We start from the raw sequence: 26,673 nt of genomic DNA, 5'->3' as shown, positions 1-26,673 counted from the left end.
ACTCAGAACCTGAAGCGCAGCACCAGGTTCTGCAGGCCTGCAGCCAATTGCGACAGTTGTTGGCTGGTGGCGCTGGTGCGGGTCGAAGCATCGGCACTTTGCAGTGACAGGTCGCGGATGTTCAGCAGATTCCTGTCCACTTCGCGGGCCACGGCGGATTGCTCTTGCGATGCGCTTGCGATCACCAGGTTGCGCTCGTGGATCTGCTCCATGGCCCGGGTGATTTGCGCCAGCGCGAGGCCAGCTTCTTCGGCAATCGACAGGGTGGCGGCGACGCGCTGACTGTTGCCATGCATCGACTGCACCACACTCTCGGTATCGCCCTGGACCCGGCCGATCATCTGTTCGATTTCCCGGGTCGATTGCTGGGTGCGATGGGCCAGTGCGCGCACTTCATCGGCGACCACCGCAAAACCACGCCCGGCTTCCCCGGCCCGTGCCGCCTCGATCGCGGCATTGAGCGCCAGCAGGTTGGTCTGTTCGGCGATGGCGCGAATCACGTCGAGCACCTTGCCGATTTCCCGGGATTGCTCGGCCAGGGTTTGTACCTGTTGCAGGGCGATGCCGGCATCGGCGCTCATGGCCTGAATCGAGTCCAGTGTCTCGATGACCCGCACCTGGCCCTGGCTGGCCTGCTGTGTCGACTGACGCGTGCTGTCAGACGTCGACACGGCATTGCGTGCGACTTCTTCCACCGCGACCGTCATCTCATTGACCGCGGTGGCGGCTTGTTCGATTTCGTTGTGTTGCTGCTGCAGTCGCCCGGAATCCTCGTGGGTGCTCTGCTGCATTTGCTCGGCGGCTGCATTCAACTGGTTCGACGCGGTGCTGATTCGCTGCAGGGTTTCGCGCAGGCTGGTCTGCATGATCGACAGGGCGGTGAGCAGGCGCGCGGTTTCATCGCCACCCTGGCTGTGTATCGGTGTGCCGAGATCGCCGGCCGCCACTTGCTCGGCCACTGCCACCGCCTGGCGGATGGGCGCCACGATACTGCGGATCAGCAGCCAGGCGAGCATAACGGTCAGCAGCGACACGCCCAGCAAGGCCCCGATCACCGTGATTTTCACCTGGCCATAGAGCGTGTCGGCTTGCGCGGCGGACTGACTGACTTCGTCGGCGGTAAGCGCGACCAGTTCGGCGAACTGGTCGCCGCTGCGAGTCGAGTAGTCCTGGATTTCGCCATTGAGCAGTGCGGTCATTTCGTCGAGGCGGTTTGCCTGCGACAGGCGTTCGTATTGCGCCAGCGCCTCGCGGTAGCGGGTGACCGTCGCCACGAAATTTTCGTACGGCACCCGGTTGTAGTCGCCTACGAGCGGGGTGAACTTTTCCAGTGCCTGGGCAAGCCAGCCCTGCACTTGATGCAGGCGCGTGACGGTCGCGTCGAGCACCTTGGGCTCGCGATTGAGCGCCATGCGCAGGCTGAGTACGCGAATGCTCAGGACGTAGTCGCGAATTTCACCCAGATAACGGGTGCTGGGCAGGGAGACGTTCTCGGTGTGCTGGCCGGTGGCGCGTACTTCGGCGACCTGCTTGAGAGCGAACAAACCTTGCAACAGGACCAGCAAGGCGATTAGGCCGAAGCTGATCGTGGCGCGCTTGGCGATGCTCAAGTGACCTGGCGACATGGTTTCACCTCCTTGGCGATGAACGAACATTCACGGATTCATAAAAAACAGGCACAAAAAAAGCGCAGGCCCGAATCCGGGCCTGCGCCGAGGGAACATCAGTCTTCTACTTTCGGGATCTTGCGCGGTGCCATGAAGTACATCCAGGTCAGCGCGATGAAGTACATCGCCGGGATCAGGGTGAACAACACGGTGTAGTTGTTGTTGGTGATGGTCAGGATGTGGCCGACCAACTGGGTCATGAACATCCCGCCAATCGCCGCACACATGCCGCCGAAGCCGAACACGGTACTCATCATGTGCTTGGGCGTGTAGTCCATCACCAGGCTCCAGATGTTCGCGGTCCAGGCCTGGTGCGCACCGATGGCCAAGGAGATCGCGGCTACCGCCACCCACAGATTGCTGGAGCCGGCGGCCATGATCACGCCGATGATGCAGCAGGCGAACAGGAACATGGACATCAGGCGCGCCTTGATTGGGTTGACGCCGCGACCGATCAGGAACGAGGACAGGATCCCGCCGCCGACACTGCCGAAGTCGGCGGTGAGGTAGATGATGATCAGCGGAATGCCCATCTGGGTCACGTTGATGCCCAGGTTGTATTGCTGATTGAGGAACGGTGGCAGCCAGTACAGGTAGAACCAGAACACCGGCGCCGTGATCGAGTAGGCGAGGGCGAAGGCCCAGGTGCCGCGCATGCGCAGGATCTTCGAGAAGGGTACGCGGGCTTGTTCCGGTTCCACTTCGTTCTGGATGTAGTCCAGTTCCGATTGTTTGACGCGTGGGTGATCTTCCGGGTTGAAGTACTTCAGGCCCCAGAACACCAGCCAGATCCCGCCCAGCGCCGACATGCACAGGAACGCAGCCTGCCAGCCCCAGACATGGAGGATCAGCGGCAGCAGCATCGGAGTGAACATCGCACCGACGTTGGTACCGGCGTTGAAAATGCCGGTGGCCACGGCGCGCTCGCCAGCCGGGAACCACAGGCGCGTGGTTTTCACACAGGCCGGGTAGTTAGCGGCTTCAGTCAGGCCGAGAATGAAGCGGCAGACCATGAAGCCGACCGCCGAAGTGGCCAGGCCGTGGGCGCCCGTCGCCAGGCTCCACAGCAGCACGGCGCAGAAGAATACGCGCTTGACGCCGACCCGGTCGATCAAGCGGCCTTGCAGCACGAAACCGATGGCGTAGCCGACCTGGAACCAGAAGTTGATGTTGGCGTAGTCCATCGCCGTCCAGCTCATTTCCTTGGCCAGGATGGGCTGCATGACGCCGAGGGCGGCGCGGTCGATGTAGTTCAGGGTAGTGGCGAAAAACACCAGTGCCAGCATGCCCCAACGGGTTTTGCCGACAGCCATGGCGCCGCGGATTTTGTCGCCGATGCCGCCAGAGGCAGCGCTCATGGCCGGAGCCATGCGTGAGCTAGGTGCAGGATTCATATGTGCCATCCGTTCAATGACTGACAAGCAAGGCTCGTCGGGACTTCAAGGGCGCGTGATCAATCGATGGCGATGGGCGCAGGACTGATCGGCTGGTTTCGTCGGCTGACGGTTTATTCAGCGAGCGGCACGGGAGTGCCGGCGGTGCGCAAGGTTCGGATGGACGCCAGGCAGGGCGTAATGACGGTGGTTCGAGTGAACGAGGCGTTGAATGAGCGCATGAGCATATACCCGGTTTTTGAAATTTTTATGTGGTGTTCAGGGTCGTTGGTAACTGAGGCCGTCGGTGGTTGACCGGACTCAATGTGGTGTTGATGTTGCGCATTGAGCAAAAAATCGTCAATTCGCTAAAGCCCATTTTGTTCGATAATCGCACGCAAAACTAACTGGGTAGTACACTTTAAATTGCTGTGTGAGATCGTGCAGCCAATAATTCACTCAAAGCTAAACGCGATCTCCGTAGGAGCTGCCGAAGGCTGCGATCTTTTGATCTTAATAAGCCAAGTCAAAAGATCGCAGCCTCCGGCAGCTCCTACACAGAGCCAAGCGTGCGATGCCCCTAACAAGATTGCCTCCACCACCGGGAGTCGAAAAAATGCAGCGTTCCATTGCCACCGTGTCCTTGAGCGGTACCCTGCCGGAAAAACTCGAAGCCATTGCCGCCGCCGGTTTCGATGGCGTCGAGATCTTCGAGAACGACCTTCTCTACTACGACGGCAGCCCGCGGGAAATTAAACAGATGTGTGCCGATCTCGGGATCGCCATCACCCTGTTTCAACCGTTTCGGGACTTCGAAGGCTGCCGCCGTGATCGCTTGTCACGCAATCTGGAGCGGGCCGAGCGCAAGTTCGACCTGATGCAGGAGCTGGGCACCGACCTGGTGCTGGTGTGCAGCAACGCCTCGGCCGATTCCATCGGTGATGAACAGGTTTTAGTCGATGATTTGCGCCTGCTGGCTGAACACGCTGGCGCGCGCGGTCTGCGCATCGGTTACGAAGCGCTGGCTTGGGGGCGTCACGTAAACACCTACCAGCAAGTCTGGAACATCGTCCGTCAGGCCGATCACCCGAGCCTCGGCGTGTTGCTCGACAGTTTCCATACGCTGTCGCTCAAGGGCGATCCGAGCGCTATCGCCGAGATTCCCGGCGACAAGATTTTCTTCGTGCAAATGGCCGATGCACCGATCCTGGCCATGGATGTGCTTGAGTGGAGCCGGCATTTCCGTTGCTTCCCGGGCCAGGGCGAATTCGATTTGCCTGGTTTCCTCGCGCCGATCATCAAGAGTGGCTACACCGGGCCATTGTCGCTGGAGATCTTCAACGACGGTTTCCGCGCCGCACCGCCACGGGCCAACGCTGCTGACGGCTTGCGCTCGTTGCTGTACCTGGAAGAGAAAACCCGCGAGCGCCTGGCCCAGGAGGCCAAGCCTGCCGGCAACCCCGAGATCCTGTTCGAGACACCGAAGGCCAGCGAATACAACGGCATCGAGTTTCTCGAATTCGCCGTGGACGAAAGCCTCGGCGCCAAGCTCTCCCATTGGCTGGAGCGGCTGGGTTTCGTCAAGGCCGGGCAGCATCGCTCCAAGAGCGTCAGCCTGCTGCGCCAGGGCGATATCAACCTGATCCTCAACTCGGAACCTTACTCGTTCGGCCACAGTTTCTTCGAGGCGCACGGACCATCGCTGTGCGCCACTGCCGTGCGAGTCAAGGACAGTGCCAGCGCGCTGGCCCGGGCGGTGGCCTACAAAGGCCAGCCGTATCGCGGACTGGTCGGCCCCAATGAACTGGAACTGGCCGCCGTGCGCGCGCCGGATGGCAGCCTGATTTACCTCGTCGATCAAGACGCCGATGTCTATGGGACCGACTTCAACCTGCAGCCGGCTGCGGTGAGCAGCGGCGGCCTCAAGCGCATCGACCACATGGCCATGGCGCTGCCCGCCGACAGCCTCGACAGTTGGGTGCTGTTCTACAAGAGCCTGCTGGATTTCGAGGCTGACGACGAAGTGGTGCTGCCCGATCCCTATGGTCTGGTGAAGAGCCGCGCGCTGCGCAGTCGCGACAGTTCGATCCGTCTGCCGCTGAATATTTCCGAAAACCGCAACACCGCCATTTCACACGCGTTGTCGAGTTATCGCGGCTCCGGCGTGCACCACATCGCGTTTGATTGCGACGACATCTTTACCGAAGTCAGTCGGGCGAAAGCGGCAGGCGTGCCGCTGTTGGATATTCCGCTCAACTATTACGATGACCTGGCGGCACGCTTCGATTTCGATGACGAATTCCTTAGCGAGCTGGCCTATTACAACGTGCTGTACGACCGTGATGCCCAGGGCGGTGAACTGTTCCACGTGTACACCGAGCCGTTCGAGGGGCGGTTTTTCTTCGAGATCATTCAGCGCAAGAACGGTTATGCCGGTTACGGTGCGGCCAACGTGGCGGTACGCTTGGCGGCCATGGCCAAATCCCGCAGCGGTGCCGTGCGTCAGGCAAAGTTGTAGGAAAATCGTAACTACGCCGACAAACCGCTGCCGCACGGCTTCCTTCACTGTGCGGCGCGGCTCATAATCGCCAGCCTGTGCAGTGATGGCCGTGAGCCCGCAATGACAATAACTTCAGAACTCTCCGCAGCAACTGATCAACCGATTGCCGAGCCGCGCAAGAGTCGCAAGAACAACCCGGAGAAAACCCGGGAGAACATTTTGCAAGAAGCGATAGTCGAGTTCGTTCAGCAAGGGCTGTCCGGGGCTCGCGTCGATGCCATCGCTGAGCGCATCCACACGTCAAAGCGCATGATCTATTACTACTTCGGCAGTAAGGAGCAGCTCTACGTCGAGGTGCTGGAGAAACTCTACGGCGATATCCGCAGCACCGAAAATCGCCTGCACCTGGCGGAGTTGGCGCCGGTGGAGGCGATTCGGCGTCTGGTGGAGTTCACCTTCGATCACCATGATCGCAATGTCGATTTCGTGCGTATCGTCAGCATCGAGAACATTCACAACGCCGAATTCGTGAAACGCTCCGATGCGATCAAGGCGATGAACAACACCATCCTCGATTCACTGGGCGAGATCCTGCGTCGCGGTGCCGAACAGGGGCTGTTCCGCACCGGCCTCGACCCGCTGGACGTGCATTTGCTGATCAGTTCGTTCTGCTTCTATCGCGTGTCGAACCGCCATACCTTCGGCGAGATCTTCCAGATCGACTTGCCGGACGAAAGCATCAAGCAGCGTCATCGGGAGATGATTTGCGAGTCCGTTCTGAGATACCTGCAGGCGTAATTAAGCTGGGTGAATCTCCTTTATAGGAGCCGGCTTGCTGGCGATAGCGTCCGTATGATCGCCATCGCCAGCAAGCTGGCTCCTATAAATTGCATCAGCCATTCATGCTCTGGAAATGCTCCAGCATCCGCTGCGCATCCGGCACCACGCCGCTGAACAATTCGAACGCCTTCACCGCCTGGAACACGGCCATGTTCCCGCCATCGAGCGTACGGCAACCCAGTGCGCGGGCATTGCGCAGCAGTTCGGTTTCCAGTGGGAAGTAAACAATCTCCGCCACCCACAATTGAGCTCGAAGCAACTCGACCGGCACCGGCATGCCTGGCAGTTTTTTCATGCCCATGGGGGTGGTATTGACCAGGCCATCAGCCTCGGCCAGGGTTAGTGCCAAATCATGGCCGGCCACTGCGCGGTTACTGCCGAAATGCTGGTTGAGATTGTCAGCCAGGCTCTGCGCGCGACTGATTTCCACATCGAAAATACTCAATTGTCGTACGCCTTCGCTCAGCAACGCGTGAGCCACGGCCGCGCCAGCGCCACCGGCGCCCATTTGTACGACGCGCTCAACGGCAACGCCCTGCAAACCACGGCGAAAACCTTCGGCAAACCCCAGGCAATCGGTGTTGTGGCCGATGCGCTTGCCGTCCTTCAGCACCACGGTGTTCACCGCGCCAATGCCCCGGGCTTCTGGCGATAACTCGTCGAGCAGCGGGATGATCGCCTGCTTGCACGGAAAGGTGATGTTCAGGCCAGTGAAGTTCATGCGCTCGGCGGCCGTCAACAGGTCGGGCAGGGCGTTGCTGTCGAGTTGCAACTGATCGAGGTCGATCAGTCGATAGAGATAACGCATGCCCTGGGCGTCGCCCTCGTGCTCGTGCAGCGCCGGGGTACGGGACGCCTGGATGCCGGCGCCGATCAGTCCGGCCAATACCGTTTGGTTCTGGTTCATGCTGCTTGCCCCTTCAGACGCTGGCTGAAATGCTCCAGGGCCAGGCGATAGCCATGGCTACCGAAGCCAGCCATTACCGCCGTTGCAATGGCCGAGACGAAGGAGTGGTGACGGAAAGGCTCGCGGGCGTGAACGTTGGATAGGTGTACTTCGATCACCGGCAGTTCGCTGGCGACCAGCGCGTCGCGGATCGCCACCGAGGTGTGCGTCCAGGCGGCGGGATTGATCACGATCCCGGCACAACGGCCGCGGGCGGCATGAATCCAGTCGAGCAGTTCGCCTTCGTGGTTGGTCTGGCGAAACTCCACCGCCAGGCCGAACTCTTCGGCGGCTTGGCCGCACAGCGCGGAAACATCTGCCAGGGTTTCATGGCCATAGGTCGCCGGTTCGCGGGTGCCAAGCAGGTTCAGATTCGGGCCGTTGAGTACCAGAATGATAGGGGGCATCAGTGTTCTCCACATATTATTTTTGGCATTGGCCGATGTTTCAGCCTGTGGAGATAAAATGTACCAGATGGTTAATATGGTCAATTGGACAGCCCGCTGGTGGGCGTAATGTGTGCGGTGATCGGACAAAAAAGATCGAAGCCTGCGGTGCCTCTATATTTGAAACCCGTTCCCTGGAGGAGCTGCCGCGGGCTGCGATCTTTTAACGAGGCAAATGCTCGACCAGGAAATCAATGAATGCCCGTAACCGCAGGGGCATGTGGCGACTTTGCGGGTAGAGAAGGGTAAACGGCCGGGAACGCCCCCCATAAGGTTTGAGCACTTCCACCAGCGAGCCATCGGCCAATTCCTTTTCGACGATAAAGCGATAGGTCTGAAACAACCCTGCACCATGTTTCGCCAGGGTGACGCCACCTAACACATCGTCGGAACAAACGAAGTTGCCCTCGGCCAGAATCTCCCGTTGCACGCCGTTGTCGCTGAACAACCAGGCAATGCGTCGGCCACTGCTGGGCAGTTCGTACTGAATGCATTCGTGCTGTTGCAGGTCGTCGAGGGTTTGCGGCGTACCGGCACGCTTGAGGTATTCAGGGCTGGCAATCATCACCAGCGCGGCGTCTTCCAGCTGCCGCGCGATCAGGCCGGAATCGGGAATCGCGCGCACGCGAATCGCCATGTCATAGCCTTCACCAACGAAATCGATGTTGCGGTTACTGATGTGCGACTCGACCTTCACCGCCGGAAAACGCGCACGAAAGGCAGGTAGCAACGGCAGGATGCGGTGATGGGCATAGGTGGTCGGGATACTGATGCGCAGGGTGCCTGACGGTACCTGTTGCTGGCCCATGACTTCGCGCTGGGCTTCCACCAGTTGCGCCAATGCCTGGCGGCATTCTTCGTAGTAGCGCCGACCACTGTCGGTCAGGTTTACGCTGCGAGTGGTGCGCGCAAACAGCCGCACGCCCAGGCGTTCTTCCATGCGCGACACCGAGCGGCTCACCGCGGCCGGCGTGACCCCTGCCACCAGCGCTGCGGCAGTGAAGCTGCCAGCTTCGGCAGCCAGGCAAAACAGCTCGATGCTGCCCAGTTGAAGATCGTCGAATTGTCGCTGCATGATTGATTACACCGGGGATCAAATGAAGTCTGTGAATGAGTATTTATCAAATGCCCGTACGCAGATACAGTCATCTTCACTTAATGAGCGAGCAGGAGAAGCAGCATGCCTTTCGTCAGCGTACGCATCACCCGTGACGGCGTAACCCGGGAGCAGAAAGCCCAAGTCATCGCCGAGATCACCGAGACCTTGCAGCGCGTCCTCGGCAAGCCGCCGGAGCTGACCCACATCGTGATCGAGGAAGTCGATACCGATAACTGGGGGTATAAGGGGATTACCACGACTGAATTTCGGAAAAATCAGCCGGGGTGATTGTGGGCCCGAGACTGAAAAGCCGTCCTTTGTGACGGCTTTTTTGTGGGGGCAAGGAAAGGATTGCTTACGATTCTTCGGAGATGTTCATCACGCCGATCGCAAGCTTGAGCGCTAGGCTCAGACGAGAACTCAGTACTCAGCGCCAGGTGCCGGTGGTCGGATTTACCAGGGAATGTCGAGCCTGCTGGCTCAATAACCTAACGGATGGGTTAGAATGAAGATATACAGCTACAAGGGGCTTTCAGTCCGGATCATGTTGCGTGATGAACATTGTCCACCTCATGCGCATGTGAAGGCTGGAGCGTGGAGTGCGCGATTCAAGTTCAGCTTTTGGCACAACAATGTCGAACTCTGGGACGTCATTCCGTTATCGCGCCGGCCACCCGCTGCGGTGCTTGAGGGTTTGCGTCAATCGCTCAAACAACCTGTCCATTTGTTGCGCGCGCGTGGCATCTGGTGGCGAAAGATCGGAACGGTCTGTCTTGAAAATCAATTGTGGGATTGGCAGAGCAACGAAGTCGTTGTGGTGAAGGGAATTGTCAGTACAACCAACATGATTGGATCAGCTCACTACGAATCTGAAACGAACAAGACGCGCTTATCTCTGATAGGTATGCACGAAGTTGTGGAGATCGAGTTATGAAAACGGTAAAGGCCAAAGTTCAGGCAGACACGCCGATAACAGAACGTGGCGTGGACGAAGCCATTGAGCGGGGGAAATCACGCAGGAGCTCTGGCCTGCAAGCAACGGCGGTTACCTTCCTGGCACCGTATCTGGCGATAACCTTCGAAGATGGCGGTGGCATCTTGCTGCCCGTTGCGAATTATTCTGAGTTCGATGATTTCGAGGCCAAGGATTTTGCCGGCCTGACTGTTGGTTTCGACGGTACTGCTCTGTGTCATGAAGAAAAAGACCTGGATGTCTCTCTCGCAGGCATGATTTCGGCGAGCCAGTCTTTGATGGCCATGGCAGCCTCGGTAATTGCCTCACGCAATGGCCGACAGATTAGCAGCGCAAAATCCGAAGCCGCTCGGGCCAATGGCAGAAAAGGTGGACGTCCACGCAAGGCCGATGTCGTCCTTTGAACAGGCACAAAAAAGCCGTCGTGATGACGGCTGATTTGTTTGTGGCCTCTGCAATCACCGACGGGTCAGCAACACCCCGGATTCCATGTGATGCGTCCACGGGAACTGGTCGAACATTGCGCATCGGGTGATGCGGTGGGTGTCGTGCAGTTGGGCGATGTTGTCCGCCAGGGTTTGCGGGTTGCAGGAAATGTACAGGATGTTGTCGAAGCGTCGGGTCAGCTCGCAGGTGTCCGGGTCCATGCCGGCACGGGGCGGGTCGACGAAGACACTGCCGAACTCATAGCTCTTGAGGTCGATGCCGTGCAGGCGACGGAACGGTCGCACTTCGTTCAGCGCTTCGGTCAGTTCCTCGGCAGACAGGCGCACCAGGGTGACGTTGTCCACAGCGTTTTCACTGAGGTTGCTCAGCGCGGCATTGACCGAGGTCTTGCTGATTTCGGTCGCCAGCACTTTGCGCACGCGAGTGGCGAGCGGCAGGGTGAAGTTGCCGTTGCCGCAATACAGTTCCAGCAAATCGTCTGCGCGATCACCCAGCGCGTCGTATGCCCAGTTGAGCATCTTCTGGTTCACGGTGCCGTTTGGCTGAGTGAAGGCACCTTCGGGCTGGCGATAGCTGAAGGTGCGGCCGCCGACTTCAAGTTTCTCGACGACGTAATCGTGACCAATGACTTCGCGTTTGCCCTTCGACCGACCAATCACGCTGACGTTGAGCTCGGCAGCCAGTTTCGAGGCCGCTGTGTGCCAGTGCTCGTCCAGCGGGCGGTGGTAGCACAGGGTGATCATCGCATCGCCGGCCAGGGTGGTCAGGAACTCCACCTGAAACAGCTTGTGGCTCAGGGCGGCACTGGCTTGCCACGCGGCCTTGAGCTGCGGCATCAACTGATTGATGCGTTGGCTGGCGATCGGGAACTCTTCGATCAGGATTGGCGTGCGCTTGTCTTCCTGGGAAAACATCGCGTAGTGACGCTCACCGGCTTCGCGCCACAGGCGGAACTCGGCGCGCAGGCGGAAATTCTGCAGCGGCGAGTCGAAGACGACCGGCTCCGGTGCATCGAATGGTGCCAACAGGTCACGCAAACGCGTGACCTTGTCTTCGAGTTGGACGGCGTAGGCCTGGGAATCAAAAGTCATGCGTTGAACCAACCGAGCTTGATCACGAACAGGATCGACAGGATCACCAGCGCCGAATTCAGCTCACGGCCACGACCGGACATCAGCTTGATGGCGGTCCAGGCAATGAAACCGAAGGCGATGCCATTGGCAATGGAATAAGTAAACGGCATGGCCAGCGCGGTGATGACGACCGGCGCGGCGACGGTGATGTCGTCCCAGTCTATTTCGGCCAGGCCAGATGTCATCAATACGGCGACGAACAGCAGTGCCGGCGCCGTGGCGAACGCGGGAACGCTGGCTGCCAGCGGCGAGAAGAACAGTGCCAGCAGGAACAGGATCGCCACGACGATGGCGGTCAGGCCAGTGCGACCACCCGCACTCACGCCAGCGGCGGATTCGATGTAGCTGGTCGTGGTCGAGGTGCCCAGCAGGGAGCCGGCCATCGCGGCGGTACTGTCGGCGATCAGTGCGCGGCCCATTTTCGGCATGTGGCCATCCTTGCCCATCAATCCGGCGCGCTTGGCGACGCCGATAAGGGTGCCGGAGTTGTCGAACAGGTCGACGAACAGGAAGGCGAAGATCACGCTGACGAGACCGATGTCCAGTGCGCCCTTGATGTCCAGTTGCAGGAAAGTCGGAGCCAGCGACGGCGGCATCGACATCACGCCGCCGAACGGCGTGAAGCCCATCAGGATGGAAACAATGGTCACCACCAGAATACCGATCAGCACCGCACCACGCACGGCGAGGGCTTCAAGGGCAACAATCAGGGCGAAGCCGAGGGTCGCGAGGATCGGTGCCGGTTGTTTGAGGTCACCGAGGCCGACCATGGTCGCCTGGTTGCTGACCACGATGCCGGCGTTGTGCAGGGCGATCAGCGCCAGGAACAGGCCGATACCGGCGGCAATGGCCGAACGCAACGGCAGCGGGATACTGTTGATGATCCACTCACGGATGCGGAAGATCGACAGCAGGAAGAAGCACACGGCCGAGATGAACACCGCACCCAGCGCCACTTGCCAGGTATGGCCCATGTGCAGGACTACGGTGTAGGTGAAGAAGGCATTCAGGCCCATGCCCGGCGCAAGCGCGATCGGGTAGTTGGCAATCAGGCCCATGACCGCGGAGCCAATGGCGGCTGCCAGGCAGGTGGCGACGAACACCGCGCCCTTATCCATGCCAGTCTCGCCGAGGATGCTCGGGTTGACGAACAGGATGTAGGCCATGGCCAGGAAGGTGGTGACGCCCGCCAGAATCTCGGTCCGCACGTTGGTGTTATGTGCCTTGAGTTGAAACAGCCTTTCCAGCATGTCTGCTCCCCGTGGCGCGCCCGGCGCCGTGAATGTATCGACCTCAACAGCAAAGCACAGACCGCTGAACGCGCCTGGGAAATTACTGTGGGCCGGAAAAAGCCGCGCATCATACCAGCAGCTTGGGGTTATGGCTGCCTATGGCGGTGATCGTCGTCGATGTTTTGCGTTTAATCCAAACCAGCCATACTGCGCGCTGGTTTTTTGTGGTGGTAACGGGATGACAAAGCGTCTGGAAATCATGTCCGGTGTCTTGATGGCATTGTCGCTGGTGGCACACCCCGCGACGGCGGCACCGGCACCGCCGTTGACCGAGGTAAAGGTGCTTAAGGTCGAGTCGCCAGGCTGTGGTTTTGAGACGATTGACAAAGGGCAGGCACAGACCCGCTGCAACCACGCGGGCCCGAACATCAGGATCTACGTACTGGAAGTCGGCTACGGGCGCAGCCAGCCCCACGTCGCGCTGGATGGCTTCGAAGTGGATGGAACCCGCACACCGGTCTGTGCCTATGACAACGGCAACCTGACCGACTGCTCGCAAAGGACCAAGGTCGTCGGCAACCTGTACATTTTCAATCTGGCGGGTAAGCAGGAGGGTACGTTCACCTTCAGCAACACCTCGATCAACGCACCGGGCAACACAATGTCGACCCAGCTTTACATCAAGTAACGACAGGGGCCCGAACAAGCGTCAGGAAAGCTGACTACGCTTTAGGAACTATTCCGTGGATTGTTCCCATGACTTTTCGAGCCTTGATTACCCTCGCCGAGGGCACCGATGACCTGCAGACCGTGACCTTGATCGATGTATTGCGCCGCGCCAAGGTCGAGGTGGTGGTCGCCAGCATCGAAGGGCGGCGCATGCTCACCTGTGCAAGAGGCACGCGCTTGACGTGCGATGCCATGCTGGTGGATTTGCTGGCCCAGCCGTTCGACCTGATCGTCCTGCCAGGCGGTGCCGTAGGGACGCAACATCTGACCGCCCACCAACCCCTGCAACAACTGATCAAGGACCAGGCCGCGGCGGGGCGCCTGTTCGCCGGTATTGCCGAAGCGCCCGCGGTAGCCCTGCAAACCTTTGGCGTACTACGCCAGCGGCGCATGACTTGCCTGCCCTCGGCCAGCCATCAACTGTCGGGCTGTACCTTCGTCGATCAACCGGTGGTGGTCGACGGCAACTGCATCACAGCCCAAGGCTCGGGTGGCGCTTTGGCATTTGCCCTGACGCTGGTGGAGCAGCTATGCGGCAAAGCCACGCGGGCGATGGTGGCGGGGGAGTTGTTGGTGTAACGAGCCTCAGGCCTTCACCTCTTCCATCGGCACATGCATCCGGTCGCGGTTGGCCAGGGTCGGGAATAGCTTCATCCAGGTCCCTGTCACCACCAACGTGCCGATACCGCCCATGACCACTGCCGGCACGGTGCCGAACCAGTGGGCGGTCAGGCCGGATTCGAATTCGCCCAACTGGTTCGAAGCGCCAATGAACAGGCCATTCACGGCGCTCACCCGGCCGCGCATTTCGTCTGGGGTTTCCAGTTGCACGAAGGATGCGCGGATCACCATGCTGATCATGTCAGCGGCGCCCAGCACCACCAGGACGGCGAGGGAAAACCAGAACGAGGTCGACAGGCCGAAGGCGATCGTCGCCACGCCGAACACGCCCACAGCGGTGAACATTACCCGCCCGACATTGCGTTCCACCGCAAATCGCGCCAGGAACAGCGACATCAGCAACGCGCCCACCGCCGGTGCCGATCGCAACAGGCCCAGCCCCCAAGGCCCGGTCAACAGAATGTCCTTGGCAAACACCGGCAGCAACGCGGTCGCACCTCCCAGCAGGACCGCGAACAGGTCAAGGGAAATGGCCCCGAGAATGTCCGGGCGACTGCGGATGAAACGGATACCCGCCAACAGTGAATCCAGTGTGGCCTTGCCCTTGTTCAGGGGCGTTTGCCGGGCGGGCAGGTTGAGCATCAGCGCGCAGGCAATGATGTACAGGATCACCGTCGGGCCATACACCCAGACGCTGCCGAAGGCGTAGAGCAAACCACCGAGTGCCGGGGCGACGATGGTTGCCGATTGCTGGGCCGATTGCGCGGCGGCCACGGCGCGGGGGAACAGTGCACTGGGCACGATGCTCGGCAGCAAGGCTTGAGTGGTCGGCATTTCGAAGGAACGTGCGGCGCCGAGCAGGAACGCGAGGATGAAGATCATTTCCCGGGTGACATGGTCGGTTGCGCTGCCGATCGCCAGCGACAAGGCGATCAGCGCTTGCAACGATTGGCAGATGGCCGCGACCTTGCGTCGATCGTAGCGATCGGCGACATGCCCGGTGTGCAGCATGAACAGTACCCGCGGTGCGAACTCCACGAGCCCGACCAGGCCAAGGTCAAGTACGTTGCCGGTCAGTTGATAGAGGTTCCAGCCAATGGCCACGGTGAGCATCTGAAAGCCGCTGGCGGTAAAGACCCGGGCCAGCCAGAAGGCGATGAAAGGGCGATGGCGACGTAACAGCAAGGGCTCTTGGCTCGGCATTTGAAGGCAAGTCTTGGAAGGGAAAGGGCGAGGTTATCACCAACCTGTAACAGGAAGTTGCCATGGGAAAAAAATTCGTTAGCCAAACATCGATTTCGCCAGCCGTTTGCCAACTGCTCCTTGGGCATTCATTTCAATCTGTTTCTGAAGCCGTGAGGCAACTTGTCACGCGGCAAAAGACCACGCGGGTCAACCTCGCAAATGGGACTACTCTTTCATCGTTGCTTGATCCAGATCAAAACCCACAAAAGGAATTGATCCGGCGGCCGGTTGGCCAGACTCCCTGCGTTGTGATGCGTACAAAAAAAGAACAAATAGAGATTCGCCACACTCCATATCCGTGGGGGCCGTGGGTGCAGGCTTCGAGCCCGCAGCCGTACTACCTGACAGAGGAAAACTTATGTTCGGTTTAGAGGCACTTGATCTCGCCCGAATTCAGTTCGCGTTCACTATCTCGTTCCACATCCTGTTCCCAGCCATCACCATCGGCCTGGCGAGTTACCTGGCGGTACTCGAAGGCTTGTGGCTGAAAACCCATAACGACACCTACCGCGACCTCTACCATTTCTGGTCGAAGATCTTTGCCGTCAACTTCGGCATGGGTGTGGTCTCGGGACTGGTCATGGCCTATCAGTTCGGCACCAACTGGAGCCGTTTCTCGGACTTCGCCGGCTCGGTGACCGGGCCGCTGCTGACCTATGAAGTGCTTACGGCTTTCTTCCTCGAAGCCGGATTCCTCGGCGTCATGCTGTTCGGCTGGAACAAGGTCGGGCGCGGCTTGCACTTCTTCGCCACGGTCATGGTTGCCATCGGCACGCTGATCTCGACCTTCTGGATTCTCGCCTCAAACAGCTGGATGCAGACCCCGCAGGGCTTTGAAATCGTCAATGGCCAGGTCATTCCGACCGACTGGCTGGCGGTGATCTTCAACCCGTCTTTCCCTTATCGCCTGATGCACATGGCCACGGCGGCCTTCGTTGCGACAGCATTCTTCGTCGGCTCCTCGGCGGCCTGGCACCTCTTGCGCGGCAAGGACAACCCGGCAATCCGCAAGATGTTGTCCATGGCGATGTGGATGGCACTGATCGTCGCGCCGATCCAGGCCGTTATAGGGGACTTCCATGGTCTCAACACGCTGAAACATCAGCCGGCAAAAATCGCTGCGATCGAGGGGCACTGGGAGAACCACGGAAACGAGGCGACTCCGCTGATCCTGTTCGGCTGGCCGGACATGAAGGAGGAGAAAACCAAGTTCGCCGTCGAGATTCCGTACCTGGGCAGCCTGATCCTGACTCACTCGCTGGACAAGCAGGTGCCGGCGCTCAAGGAGTTTCCACCCGAGGACCGACCGAATTCGACCATTGTGTTCTGGTCGTTCCGGATTATGGTCGGCCTGGGGTTCCTGATGATCTTCACCGGTCTGTGGAGCCTGTGGCTGCGTAAACGCGACACGCTCTACACCTCGCGGCCGTTCCTTTACCTGGCGTTGTGGATGGGGCCGTCCGGCCTGATTGCGATTCTCGCGGGCTGGTTCACCACTGAAATCGGCCGTCAGCCTTGGGTAGTCTACGGATTGATGCGCACGGCGGACGCGTCTTCAAACCATAGCGTGATGCAGATGAGCATCACCCTGATCCTGTTCGTCGTGGTGTATTTCGCCCTGTTCGGTGCTGGCCTCGGCTACATGATGCGCCTGGTGCGCAAGGGGCCGAAGATCGACGAAGGCAAGGAAACCACTGAGGGTGGCCCCGGCAAGAAACGCACACCCGCTCGTCCTTTGTCCGCAGCCGACGACGAGCAAGCCGATGCCGACCCCATCGTGACCAAGGAGATTTGAATCATGGGTATTGATCTTCCGCTGATCTGGGCCGTGATCATCATCTTCGGCATCATGATGTACGTGGTCATGGATGGATTTGACCTGGGCATCGGCATTCTCTTTCCGTTCATTCCCGGCAAGACCGACCGCGACGTCATGATGAACACCGTGGCCCCGGTCTGGGACGGCAACGAAACCTGGCTGGTACTGGGTGGTGCGGCATTGTTCGGGGCTTTCCCGCTGGCCTATTCGGTGGTGCTCTCAGCGTTGTATCTACCGCTGATTTTCATGCTGATCGGGCTGATTTTCCGCGGCGTGGCGTTCGAGTTTCGCTTCAAGGCCAAGGATGACAAGCGTCACCTGTGGGACAAGGCGTTCATCGGTGGCTCGATTGCCGCAACGTTCTTCCAGGGTGTGGCATTGGGGGCATTCATCGATGGCTTGCCGGTGGTAGACCGGCAGTTTGCCGGCGGCTCGCTGGATTGGCTGACACCCTTCACCCTGTTCTGCGGCGCTGCACTGGTGGTCGCGTATGCGCTACTGGGTTGTACCTGGCTGATCATGAAGACCGAGGGCAAGTTGCAGGAACAGATGCACGACTTGGCGCGACCCTTGGCGTTCGTGTTGTTGGCGGTGATCGGTATCGTCAGCATCTGGACCCCTCTGGCTCACGCCGAAATCGCCGCCCGCTGGTTTACCTTGCCCAACCTGTTCTGGTTCCTGCCCGTGCCGATCCTGGTGTTGGTGACGCTCTATGGCCTGATCCGTGCCGTGGCCCGCAACGCGCACTACACGCCATTCCTGCTGACACTGGTGCTGATCTTCCTCGGCTACAGCGGCCTGGGGATCAGCCTGTGGCCGAACATCGTGCCGCCGTCGATCTCTATCTGGGACGCTGCAGCACCACCGCAAAGCCAAGGCTTCATGCTGGTGGGCACGTTGTTCATCATCCCGTTCATCCTGGGCTACACCTTCTGGAGCTATTACGTGTTCCGCGGCAAGGTTACCCATGAAGACGGATACCACTAGTCACGCACCCGCGTTGGCGTCGGCCACGGCGCCATCGATCGCAAGGAGATCGAAGCAATGACCGGTAAACATTCCCTGCGCGACATTGAGCAAGCCGAAAAAAAACCGCTGTGGCAGCGGCTCGGCTGGTTGGCCATGATCTGGGCTGGCAGCGTCGGTGCGCTGTTCATCGTGGCCAGCCTGATGCGGATGTTCATGAGTGCCGCAGGCCTCAGCACTCCCTGAAACAATCGACATCCCATCGCGCAGCCTCAGGTGCGCAAGAAAAACCCTCCCGAGCGGGAGGGTTTTTCTTGCGCGTTATTTGCGCGCCTTGAGGATCACGAATTTCGGGGTGGCTGCCACTTGCTCGACCCCGCGGAACAACCGCGCCAATTTGCTGTGATAGCCCAAATGACGGTTGCCGACGATGTACAGCGCTCCGCCCACCACCAGCGCCTCCCGGGCCTGCTGGAACATCCGCCAGGCCAGGAAATCACCGACGACCTGTTGTTGGTGAAACGGTGGATTGCACAGCACCACATCCAGCGACTGGGGTTCCTGCCCCGCCAGGCCATCGCCGGCCCGCACGATCACTTCCCGCTCACCCAGCGTGGCGCGCCAGTTCTCGGCGGCCGATTGCACTGCCATGAAGGATTCGTCTACCAGCGTGTAGTGCGCTTGCGGGTTTTGCAGGGCACTGGCGATGGCTAGCACGCCGTTACCACAACCGAGATCGGCGACCCTTGCGCTGCCGAGGTTCTTCGGCAAATGCGGCAAGAAGGCTCGCGTGCCGATGTCCAGGCCTTCACGACAGAACACGTTGGCATGATTGATCAGTTCGATCGCAGGCTCATCGAGTCGATAGCGGGTCGGGTAGGGGGATACAACCGCGGCTTTGGCTTGGGCCGTGGCGATCAACAGACGGGCTTTCTTTACCGCCAGCGAGGCTTGCACCGGGCCGATATAGCGTTCGAGCAGATCGCCGGCTGCGCGCGGCAGATGCTTGATCATTGCCCCGGCAATCACCTGGGCGCCGGGAGCCAATTGGCCTTGCAGGCGGATCAGTTGTTCTTCCAGTAATGCCAGGGTCTTCGGCACCCGGAGCAGGACCCTGTCGAATGGCCCGGTGAAAGGTTCGCTGGCCGGTACGTGAGGCACAGCGTCAAACGCCTGGCCATTACGGGCCAGGTTCTTTTCCAGGCCCTGCAAGGCCAGGAACGAATCACCGCTGCTGGTCACATTGACCTTGCCTGCCAGGCTGACGGCCAATGCACCAAAACTGTCGTTCAGCACGAGCACCCGCGTATTCGCCGTGGGCAGTTGTTCAGCCAGGTGATTGAGCAGGTACTCATCTGCAGCATCAAAGGCTTGCAGTGGTTCGTTTTGCTGTTCGGGCTGGCGGATCAGGTCGAGCTGGGCGAACGGGGTTTCGAGCAAGGGCATCGGGCAGGAGACTCTGATAGATGGACAAAGATGTTCCGCGGCCCTGAGGCGTTGTTGCGGGTGGGACCTTGCGAGTGAACGGCGGCATGACTTTTTACACGTCATCACTCAAGGGGGGTGTAAATGTTACGTTTTTTTCTTTTGGATTACTCGCAGGTTTTGTGATCAGCGCATCGCACCGCTGCCGAGATAACCGGCCTTGACCGCGGCAATGACTGCCGAAATCTTGTTGTTCACACCAAGCTTGTCAATCGCACTCTGCACATGGAAATTGATGGTACGTGCACTGAGATTGAGGATCTTGGCGCTTTCCTCGGCCGTCTTTCCATCGGCGGCCAGTTTCAACACGTCAATTTCCCGCAGCGACAAATGTGCGACAGTCAATTTTGGGCACCGCTTGGGAAGCGTTTGTACAACCAATGCATGCAGATGCCGGCCCATGAAGACGGAAAAGCCGAGTGTCTCGTACAGCTCAAATGCACTGATTGGACAATGGCTCCTGGCCAGGCTCAGGATGCTGCACAAACCGCTTTCATCGTCATGCACCGATTGCGACCAGCCATGCTGGAGTCCTTGCAACCCAAGCGCTTCCCACATCGATGGGATCTTGGAAAAAAGCTCTTCACTCCAAAGGATGGGCAGCATAGATTGATTGCAATAAGCCACTACCGGGTCGATATCTCTGAGTTGTTTCTCTTCATATTCGTTATTCCAGCTGGCGGGGTAATTATTGAATTTGAGTGTCTTTGTCTTGTCCGGTTTGGTTATATAAGTTGCTGAAAATTCGAAATATTTATATCCGATATTTTTCGCGAAGCTGAGTGACCCTTGGTAAGCGATGTCGATCTCAGTTGCGCTGGCTATCTGTTTTAGCTGTGATTCCTTCCACCTTTCCATTTTTCAACTCCAATGTGTATTCGCTCGAGTGCTTGGATCCATGCCCAATAGGATCGGAGTGTAGGATTTTTCTTACGGCGCCGTGAGAACTTTTTTGTCCTAGATGAAGTTGTGACAAAGGGTGTGGGTTCTAAAGAGAAGTTTGTGTGAAAGATGGTTGTTAAATGTCGATGTTAATATGTTGGCGTCCTGGCTAGCGGTTATTAACTGGTTAGTTAGGGAGGGGGTGAGGCGGCTTGTATATCTATGTATTCGATATTGCTGCTTTAAAGACACTACAAATCGCCGGTGTTTCTGGGTGCCGCTTTGCGAGACACTGCGGCTATGTGTTGAAGGAGCACCCCATGACCGCCAGTGAAGAGAAATTTACCCGCCAGACCTTGCTCGACGTCCAGCCATTGACGCCGAACCTGTTCACCCTGCGCGCCACGCGGGATGCAGGTTTTCGCTTTCGCGCAGGGCAATTCGCCCGGCTGGGTGTGATCAAGGCTGATGGCAGTACGGTGTGGCGTGCCTATTCGATGGTGTCTTCACCCTACGACGAGTTTCTCGAGTTCTTTTCAATTGTCGTACCCGGCGGTGAATTCACCAGCGAGCTCAGCCGGCTGGGCATTGGCGACACGTTGTTGGTCGATCGACAGGCGTTCGGGTACCTGACCCTCGACCGCTTCGCTGATGGGCGTGACTTGTGGTTGTTATCCACCGGTACAGGCCTGGCGCCGTTTCTATCGATCCTGCAGGACTTCGAGGTCTGGGAAAAATTCGAGCGAATCATCCTGGTGTACAGCGTCCGGGAGACCAGGGAGCTGGCTTATCAAGCGCTAATCGCTGGCTTGGCGCAGCGTGATTATTTGAAGGAATTCGCCCACAAATTGCAGCTGATCAACACTGTGACCCGCGAGCGGCATCCGGGCGCCCTCAACGGACGGATCACCACCTTGATTGAAAACGGCGAACTGGAGCGGGCGGCTGGCGTGGCGCTGACACCAGAACATTCCCGAGTGATGTTGTGCGGAAACCCGCAAATGATCGATGACACGCGCAAATTGCTCAAGCAGCGCGACATGCACTTGAGCCTCAGCCGGCGGCCAGGTCAGGTGGCAGTGGAAAACTTCTGGTAAAAAAAACGGCGCCTTGCAAGCGCCGTTTGATTCAGGGTCGATTGTTCTGGGCCCGGAGCAAGTCGCGAATCTCACCGAGCAACTCTTCTTCCTTGGTCGGAACCGGCGGCAGGGTGGGTGCGACGGCTTCTTCGCGCTTGAGGCGGTTGATGGCCTTGATGCCCATGAAGATCGCAAAGGCGACGATGACGAAGTCAATCAGGGTCTGGATGAATTTACCGTACGCCAGGACCACCGCAGGAACATCGCCTTGGGCAGCCTTGAGTGTAATGGCCAGGTCACTGAAGTCCACGCCGCCGATCAGCAAGCCAATGGGAGGCATGATCACATCGCCAACAAACGACGTCACTATCTTGCCGAAAGCAGCGCCGATGATGATACCGACGGCCATGTCGATCACATTGCCTTTGACCGCGAAGGCCTTGAACTCGTTTAACACGCCCATAGGTCATTTCCTTGTTACAGATGAGGTTGGTGAACGCAGTGTAAATCAGCAAATCGCATCCTGCTCGAAACGACTGCGTGCGAGGTTCGCCTGCAAAGGACCGGACCTTTGGCAAAAAGTTTACAAAATGCCGGTTATCCATGCGCAATCATTGCTTCTCGGCCGCTTCTCGGATTTGGCGATCTGGCGAGTGACTGGCGAGAAAGTCGCAATGATTTGCGCTGTGTGATTTACCTTTGAATATTGCGACGCCTGTCATCTGGTTGCCATTTTTTAGACGGGTGTTTCCATTTGATAAAATCACCCGGCACCAAAAGCAGATGACAAGATTCGTGTGGCGATTTTCAACAAGCTGTTGTTGTACGTTTAAGTCGTTAATGGTTAGTGTTTGTACAGGTTTTTTTGCGCTTATTAACGGGAAGGAAGGTGTTTTTGGTGTTTGTGTATAAGTAACTAGTGCTTGGTGCTTAGATTGTGTGTAGTTATAGATGTGTGCTTGAGTCGTGTCGAGCAAGTTTGGAAGCGTTGATTTGAAACTTATTCATTCAAGACAGGCCGGCATCGATCGTAACGCACCGAGGCGGCTGACCTGAGCTATCATCGCGGTTTTTGCCGGGAGTTCAGATGGCCAAGGCCAAGCGCATGTACGGCTGCACCGAGTGCGGCTCAACCTTTCCCAAGTGGGCCGGACAATGTGGTGAGTGCGGCGCCTGGAACACACTCACCGAAACCATGGTGGAGAGCGGCGGGGCAGCGGCACCCAGCGGTCGCACTGGCTGGACCGGTCAGCAGGCGCAAATCAAGACCTTGGCTGAAGTCAGTGTCGAGGAGGTCCCGCGTTTTTCCACGGCTTCCAGTGAGCTTGACCGGGTGCTCGGTGGTGGCCTGGTGGATGGCTCGGTGGTGCTGATCGGCGGTGATCCCGGAATTGGCAAATCCACCATTCTGTTGCAAACCTTGTGCAATCTCGCCAAGAGCATGCCGGCACTGTATGTCACGGGTGAAGAGTCGCAGCAACAGGTGGCCATGCGTGCCCGACGCCTGGGGCTGCCACAGGATCAGCTGCGGGTCATGACCGAAACCTGCATAGAAACCATCATTGCCACCGCCCGGGTGGAGAAGCCCCGGGTCATGGTGATCGACTCGATCCAGACGATTTTCACCGAGCAACTGCAATCTGCACCGGGCGGTGTGTCCCAGGTTCGTGAAAGTGCGGCGCTGTTGGTGCGGTACGCCAAGCAGAGTGGAACCGCGATTTTCCTGGTGGGGCATGTGACCAAGGAGGGTGCGCTGGCGGGGCCCCGGGTACTGGAGCACATGGTCGACACCGTGTTGTATTTTGAAGGCGAATCAGACGGGCGCCTGCGCTTGTTGCGGGCGGTTAAAAACCGTTTCGGCGCGGTTAACGAACTGGGCGTGTTCGGCATGACCGACAAGGGCCTGAAAGAAGTCTCCAATCCTTCGGCTATTTTTCTGACCCGCGCGCAGGAAGAAGTCCCGGGCAGTGTGGTCATGGCGACATGGGAAGGCACACGGCCGATGCTGGTGGAAGTCCAGGCACTGGTAGATGACAGTCACCTGGCCAATCCACGCCGGGTAACGCTGGGCCTGGACCAGAACCGACTGGCAATGTTGTTGGCCGTCTTGCATCGGCACGGCGGCATACCCACCCACGATCAGGATGTATTTCTCAACGTGGTCGGAGGGGTGAAGGTACTGGAAACGGCATCTGACCTGGCATTGATGGCAGCCGTCATGTCCAGTTTGCGCAACCGGCCGCTGCCCCATGATCTGCTGGTGTTCGGTGAGGTCGGCCTTTCCGGCGAAGTGCGGCCGGTGCCAAGCGGTCAGGAGCGCCTGAAGGAAGCGGCAAAGCATGGCTTCAAACGTGCCATCGTGCCCAAGGGCAATGCGCCGAAAGAGCCGCCTGCGGGTTTGCAGATCATCGCGGTCACCCGTCTGGAGCAGGCCCTCGACGCCCTCTTCGAATAACACCAATCCCCTGTAGGAGCGAGCATGTCGAATCGTCGCGCCGTCGCGATGGTCGTTAATGATAACGCTGGGAACCTGGCACCCCGCAGCGTTCTTGAGTCCATCGCGAGCATGCTCGCTCCTACAGGGGGCATTCAGATTTCGATGAGCGCGCCCAGTTCGCGTTCAAGCTCGTGCGGATCGCCCAGATTGAATTCAATCAATCGCCGCAGGCGTTCAATGGACTCCAGGCTGATGTGCCTGCACACGAAACCCAATTGACCATGGTCTTCATGGGTCAATTGCACATCCATCGCAATGTGGTTGTCTTCGCTCAATTGGATGTCGACAGAAAAATCCTGCTGCGCGTTGCCAAGCCACGGCTCCGGTCGCTCGATCAGCAAGCCCTTGAGCGACAGATCGATCAGCTTCACCGGCCAGGTGAACGCTCCTTGGCTCAGATCGGTTCTGGCATCGAACGCAATACGTTTGAAGCGGCGACGTTCGGAAGGGTGCTCGCTCATGGCGCGATCCTCGGAAATGTACGCTGACTATAGACTGGCCTTGCAAAAGGCTGCCAGCGCCGGCAGGTGTCTAGACCAACGTCAGGGTATGGCCTTTGCTGTCAGGCGAGCTAAACTCGAGGTGGCTGTCTTTCTTGTCCACTCTGGCTGGAATAATAAAATGAAAAATAATAATAGCCCGCTACGCCACTTACCCTGGCTGCTGCTGGCAATCGTTGGGGCGTGCGCCCTGGGCGTGGTGGCACTGCGCCGAGGTGAGGCGATCAACGCTTTGTGGATTGTGGTCGCTTCCGTGGCCATCTATCTGGTTGCGTATCGTTACTACAGTCTGTTTATCGCTAACAATGTCATGCAACTCGATGCGCGACGGGCTACCCCGGCCGTGCTCAACAATGACGGTCTGGATTATGTCCCGACCAACAAGCATATTCTCTTCGGTCACCACTTTGCGGCCATCGCTGGCGCGGGGCCGCTGGTCGGTCCGGTACTGGCGGCGCAGATGGGCTACCTGCCCGGCACGCTGTGGCTGATTGCCGGCGTGGTGCTGGCCGGTGCCGTGCAGGACTTCATGGTCCTGTTCATGTCCACCCGCCGCAACGGTCGCTCCCTGGGCGACATGGTCCGCGAAGAAATGGGCCGCATCCCCGGCACCATCGCGCTGTTCGGCTGCTTCCTGATCATGATCATCATCCTCGCGGTGCTGGCACTGATCGTGGTCAAGGCCCTGGCCGAGAGCCCGTGGGGGATCTTCACGGTGATGGCGACCATCCCGATCGCGATGTTCATGGGCATCTACATGCGCTACATCCGCCCGGGTCGCATCGGCGAAATTTCGGTGATCGGCGTGCTGTTGCTGCTGGGGTCGATCTGGCTCGGCGGGCAGATTGCCGCAGACCCGGTGTGGGCCAAGGCCTTTACCTTCACCGGTGTGCAGATTACCTGGATGCTGATTGGTTACGGTTTCGTGGCAGCCTCTTTGCCGGTCTGGCTGATCCTGGCTCCGCGTGACTACCTGTCGACCTTCCTCAAGATCGGTACCATCGTCGCCTTGGCGATCGGCATCCTGATCACCATGCCTGAGCTGAAAATGCCGGCGCTGACCCAGTTCATCGATGGCACGGGGCCGGTCTGGAAGGGCGGTCTGTTCCCGTTCCTGTTCATCACGATTGCCTGTGGCGCGGTCTCGGGTTTCCATGCACTGATTTCCTCGGGCACCACGCCGAAGCTATTGGATAACGAGGTCAACGCCCGTTACATCGGGTACGGCGGCATGCTGATGGAGTCCTTCGTGGCGATCATGGCCATGGTCGCGGCCTCGGTGATCGAGCCAGGCGTGTACTTTGCCATGAACAGCCCGGCGGCCGTGGTCGGCGGTGATGTGGTGGCCGTGGCGACCACGGTCAGCAACTGGGGTTTTGCGATTACTCCCGAAGCCCTGCAAGCGGTGGCCAAGGACATCGGTGAAACCACCATCCTGGCCCGTGCCGGCGGTGCGCCGACCCTGGCCGTGGGTATCGCGCAGATCCTGCACAGTGTGCTGCCGGGTGAAAACACCATGGCGTTCTGGTACCACTTCGCGATCCTGTTCGAAGCACTGTTCATCCTGACCGCGGTGGACGCCGGTACCCGTGCCGGGCGTTTCATGCTTCAGGACTTGCTCGGTTCCTTCGTGCCGGCGCTGAAACGTACCGAGTCCTGGGCAGCTAACTTCCTCGCCACCGCCGGTTGCGTGGCCATGTGGGGCTGGTTGCTGTACCAGGGCGTGATCGATCCGCTGGGCGGCATCAATACCTTGTGGCCATTGTTCGGCATTTCCAACCAGATGCTGGCTGGTATCGCGCTGATGCTCGGCACCGTGGTGCTGATCAAGATGAAGCGCCAGCGCTACGTCTGGGTCACCATGCTGCCTGCCGTGTGGTTGCTCATCTGCACCACCACCGCTGGCTTCATCAAGCTGTTCGACGCCAACCCGGCCATCGGCTTCCTGTCGCTGGCGAAAAAATACAGCGATGCGCTGGCCAATGGCCAGATCCTCGCCCCGGCCAAGGACATCACTCAGATGCAGCACGTGATCTTCAACGCCTACACCAACGCCACGCTGACCGCGCTGTTCCTGTTCGTGGTGTTCAGCATCCTGTTCTATGCGCTCAAGGTTGGTATTGCCGCCTGGGGTAAAAAAGAGCGTACGGATAAAGAATCGCCGTTCCAGGCGCTGCCGGATGCGTAACCAGAG

25 protein-coding genes and 1 pseudogene are annotated in these 26,673 nt (G+C 58.9%); 13 read left to right on the top strand and 13 right to left on the bottom strand.

Annotated features, from left to right (window positions below):
- Window positions 1-2: 2 nt before the first annotated feature.
- From PSUM_RS32710 to PSUM_RS25040, 3 genes and pseudogenes are all read right to left on the bottom strand, one after another.
- Window positions 3-791, bottom strand: a complete 789-nt coding sequence (locus PSUM_RS32710) for a methyl-accepting chemotaxis protein (protein WP_428839170.1) — start codon at window positions 789-791, stop codon at window positions 3-5.
- A 66-nt stretch (window positions 792-857) separates the two neighbouring features.
- A pseudogene (locus tag PSUM_RS32705) lies at window positions 858-1,625 on the bottom strand (MCP four helix bundle domain-containing protein); the annotation flags it as partial.
- Between the two features lie 98 nt (window positions 1,626-1,723).
- Window positions 1,724-3,061, bottom strand: coding sequence for an MFS transporter (locus PSUM_RS25040; RefSeq protein ID WP_083349778.1), 1,338 nt, complete (start codon window positions 3,059-3,061; stop codon window positions 1,724-1,726).
- A 595-nt stretch (window positions 3,062-3,656) separates the two neighbouring features.
- Between PSUM_RS25040 and quiC the strand changes: the two genes are divergently transcribed.
- Window positions 3,657-5,558, top strand: a complete 1,902-nt coding sequence (gene quiC / locus PSUM_RS25030; RefSeq protein ID WP_020798697.1) for a 3-dehydroshikimate dehydratase QuiC — start codon at window positions 3,657-3,659, stop codon at window positions 5,556-5,558.
- A gap of 102 nt (window positions 5,559-5,660) precedes the next feature.
- Window positions 5,661-6,338 carry a TetR/AcrR family transcriptional regulator gene (locus PSUM_RS25025; protein ID WP_020798696.1) on the top strand — a complete coding sequence of 226 codons (678 nt, stop codon included), beginning with the start codon at window positions 5,661-5,663 and terminating at the stop codon, window positions 6,336-6,338.
- Window positions 6,339-6,432: 94 nt separating this feature from the next.
- On the opposite strand, the gene PSUM_RS25020 is transcribed toward PSUM_RS25025, so the two are convergent.
- The 3 genes from PSUM_RS25020 to PSUM_RS25010 form a co-directional block, all read right to left on the bottom strand.
- Entirely contained in the window at window positions 6,433-7,287 is an 855-nt protein-coding gene (locus PSUM_RS25020) for a shikimate dehydrogenase (RefSeq protein WP_033040935.1), read from the bottom strand.
- Window positions 7,284-7,733: a type II 3-dehydroquinate dehydratase gene (aroQ, locus tag PSUM_RS25015; protein WP_020798694.1), complete on the bottom strand. Its 450-nt coding sequence runs from the start codon at window positions 7,731-7,733 to the stop codon at window positions 7,284-7,286. The genes PSUM_RS25020 and aroQ overlap by 4 nt, the downstream gene beginning before the upstream one ends.
- A 202-nt stretch (window positions 7,734-7,935) precedes the next feature.
- Window positions 7,936-8,847, bottom strand: coding sequence for a LysR family transcriptional regulator (locus PSUM_RS25010; RefSeq protein WP_033040933.1), 912 nt, complete (start codon window positions 8,845-8,847; stop codon window positions 7,936-7,938).
- Between the two features lie 105 nt (window positions 8,848-8,952).
- Here PSUM_RS25010 and PSUM_RS25005 point away from each other — a divergent pair, with 105 nt between their 5' ends.
- The 3 genes from PSUM_RS25005 to PSUM_RS24995 all read left to right on the top strand — a co-directional run bounded on the left by PSUM_RS25005 (window position 8,953) and on the right by PSUM_RS24995 (window position 10,248).
- On the top strand, window positions 8,953-9,159 hold the full coding sequence (locus tag PSUM_RS25005) for a tautomerase family protein (protein ID WP_020798692.1): 207 nt from the start codon (window positions 8,953-8,955) through the stop codon (window positions 9,157-9,159).
- Window positions 9,160-9,376: 217 nt separating this feature from the next.
- Window positions 9,377-9,805, top strand: a complete 429-nt coding sequence (locus PSUM_RS25000) for a hypothetical protein (RefSeq protein ID WP_033040932.1) — start codon at window positions 9,377-9,379, stop codon at window positions 9,803-9,805.
- On the top strand, window positions 9,802-10,248 hold the full coding sequence (locus tag PSUM_RS24995; RefSeq protein WP_020798690.1) for a DUF2442 domain-containing protein: 447 nt from the start codon (window positions 9,802-9,804) through the stop codon (window positions 10,246-10,248). The genes PSUM_RS25000 and PSUM_RS24995 overlap by 4 nt, the downstream gene beginning before the upstream one ends.
- A 54-nt stretch (window positions 10,249-10,302) precedes the next feature.
- On the opposite strand, the gene trmA is transcribed toward PSUM_RS24995, so the two are convergent.
- Window positions 10,303-11,382, bottom strand: coding sequence for a tRNA (uridine(54)-C5)-methyltransferase TrmA (trmA, locus tag PSUM_RS24990; protein WP_020798689.1), 1,080 nt, complete (start codon window positions 11,380-11,382; stop codon window positions 10,303-10,305).
- Window positions 11,379-12,674, bottom strand: a complete 1,296-nt coding sequence (locus PSUM_RS24985) for an NCS2 family permease (RefSeq protein ID WP_020798687.1) — start codon at window positions 12,672-12,674, stop codon at window positions 11,379-11,381. Before PSUM_RS24985 ends, trmA begins: the two co-directional genes overlap by 4 nt.
- A gap of 220 nt (window positions 12,675-12,894) precedes the next feature.
- Between PSUM_RS24985 and PSUM_RS24980 the strand changes: the two genes are divergently transcribed.
- Window positions 12,895-13,344: a DUF4879 domain-containing protein gene (locus PSUM_RS24980; protein ID WP_020798686.1), complete on the top strand. Its 450-nt coding sequence runs from the start codon at window positions 12,895-12,897 to the stop codon at window positions 13,342-13,344.
- Between the two features lie 68 nt (window positions 13,345-13,412).
- Window positions 13,413-13,964, top strand: a complete 552-nt coding sequence (locus tag PSUM_RS24975; RefSeq protein ID WP_020798685.1) for a DJ-1 family glyoxalase III — start codon at window positions 13,413-13,415, stop codon at window positions 13,962-13,964.
- Window positions 13,965-13,970: 6 nt separating this feature from the next.
- On the opposite strand, the gene PSUM_RS24970 is transcribed toward PSUM_RS24975, so the two are convergent.
- Window positions 13,971-15,209 (bottom strand): MFS transporter, encoded by a 1,239-nt coding sequence (locus PSUM_RS24970; protein WP_083349777.1) that lies wholly within the window; start codon window positions 15,207-15,209, stop codon window positions 13,971-13,973.
- A gap of 400 nt (window positions 15,210-15,609) precedes the next feature.
- Here PSUM_RS24970 and PSUM_RS24965 point away from each other — a divergent pair, with 400 nt between their 5' ends.
- Genes PSUM_RS24965 through PSUM_RS24955 form a run of 3 tightly spaced genes read left to right on the top strand, consistent with a single transcriptional unit; the run spans window position 15,610 to window position 18,282 of the window.
- Window positions 15,610-17,046 (top strand): cytochrome ubiquinol oxidase subunit I, encoded by a 1,437-nt coding sequence (locus PSUM_RS24965; protein ID WP_020798683.1) that lies wholly within the window; start codon window positions 15,610-15,612, stop codon window positions 17,044-17,046.
- Between the two features lie 3 nt (window positions 17,047-17,049).
- Complete coding sequence (cydB, locus tag PSUM_RS24960; RefSeq protein ID WP_008066100.1) at window positions 17,050-18,057, top strand: cytochrome d ubiquinol oxidase subunit II; 1,008 nt, start codon at window positions 17,050-17,052, stop codon at window positions 18,055-18,057.
- Between the two features lie 57 nt (window positions 18,058-18,114).
- Window positions 18,115-18,282: a DUF2474 domain-containing protein gene (locus PSUM_RS24955; protein ID WP_083349776.1), complete on the top strand. Its 168-nt coding sequence runs from the start codon at window positions 18,115-18,117 to the stop codon at window positions 18,280-18,282.
- A 75-nt stretch (window positions 18,283-18,357) separates the two neighbouring features.
- Here the strand turns inward: PSUM_RS24955 and PSUM_RS24950 are convergent, their stop codons facing one another.
- Entirely contained in the window at window positions 18,358-19,482 is a 1,125-nt protein-coding gene (locus PSUM_RS24950; protein WP_083349775.1) for a methyltransferase, read from the bottom strand.
- A gap of 165 nt (window positions 19,483-19,647) precedes the next feature.
- Window positions 19,648-20,379 carry a helix-turn-helix transcriptional regulator gene (locus PSUM_RS24945; protein WP_083349774.1) on the bottom strand — a complete coding sequence of 244 codons (732 nt, stop codon included), beginning with the start codon at window positions 20,377-20,379 and terminating at the stop codon, window positions 19,648-19,650.
- 344 nt (window positions 20,380-20,723) lie between these two features.
- Here PSUM_RS24945 and PSUM_RS24940 point away from each other — a divergent pair, with 344 nt between their 5' ends.
- The gene (locus tag PSUM_RS24940) at window positions 20,724-21,500 is read left to right on the top strand and encodes a ferredoxin--NADP reductase (protein ID WP_020798679.1); all 777 of its coding nucleotides are present in this window, start codon (window positions 20,724-20,726) and stop codon (window positions 21,498-21,500) included.
- Window positions 21,501-21,531: 31 nt separating this feature from the next.
- On the opposite strand, the gene mscL is transcribed toward PSUM_RS24940, so the two are convergent.
- A complete protein-coding gene (mscL, locus tag PSUM_RS24935; protein WP_020798678.1) occupies window positions 21,532-21,945 on the bottom strand; it encodes a large-conductance mechanosensitive channel protein MscL in 414 nt (137 codons plus the stop codon).
- 624 nt (window positions 21,946-22,569) lie between these two features.
- Here mscL and radA point away from each other — a divergent pair.
- Window positions 22,570-23,937, top strand: a complete 1,368-nt coding sequence (radA, locus tag PSUM_RS24930; protein WP_020798677.1) for a DNA repair protein RadA — start codon at window positions 22,570-22,572, stop codon at window positions 23,935-23,937.
- Window positions 23,938-24,071: 134 nt separating this feature from the next.
- Here the strand turns inward: radA and PSUM_RS24925 are convergent, their stop codons facing one another.
- A complete protein-coding gene (locus PSUM_RS24925; protein ID WP_083349773.1) occupies window positions 24,072-24,440 on the bottom strand; it encodes a PilZ domain-containing protein in 369 nt (122 codons plus the stop codon).
- 160 nt (window positions 24,441-24,600) lie between these two features.
- Here PSUM_RS24925 and PSUM_RS24920 point away from each other — a divergent pair, with 160 nt between their 5' ends.
- Window positions 24,601-26,667, top strand: coding sequence for a carbon starvation CstA family protein (locus PSUM_RS24920; RefSeq protein ID WP_083349772.1), 2,067 nt, complete (start codon window positions 24,601-24,603; stop codon window positions 26,665-26,667).
- The last annotated feature ends 6 nt before the right edge of the window (window positions 26,668-26,673 follow it).

It is taken from the genome of Pseudomonas umsongensis (assembly GCF_002236105.1).
GTDB classification, from domain to species: Bacteria; Pseudomonadota; Gammaproteobacteria; order Pseudomonadales; family Pseudomonadaceae; genus Aquipseudomonas; species Aquipseudomonas umsongensis.
Note: the sequence above shows the minus strand (reverse complement) of the source record. Positions and strands in the feature narration are given on the sequence as shown.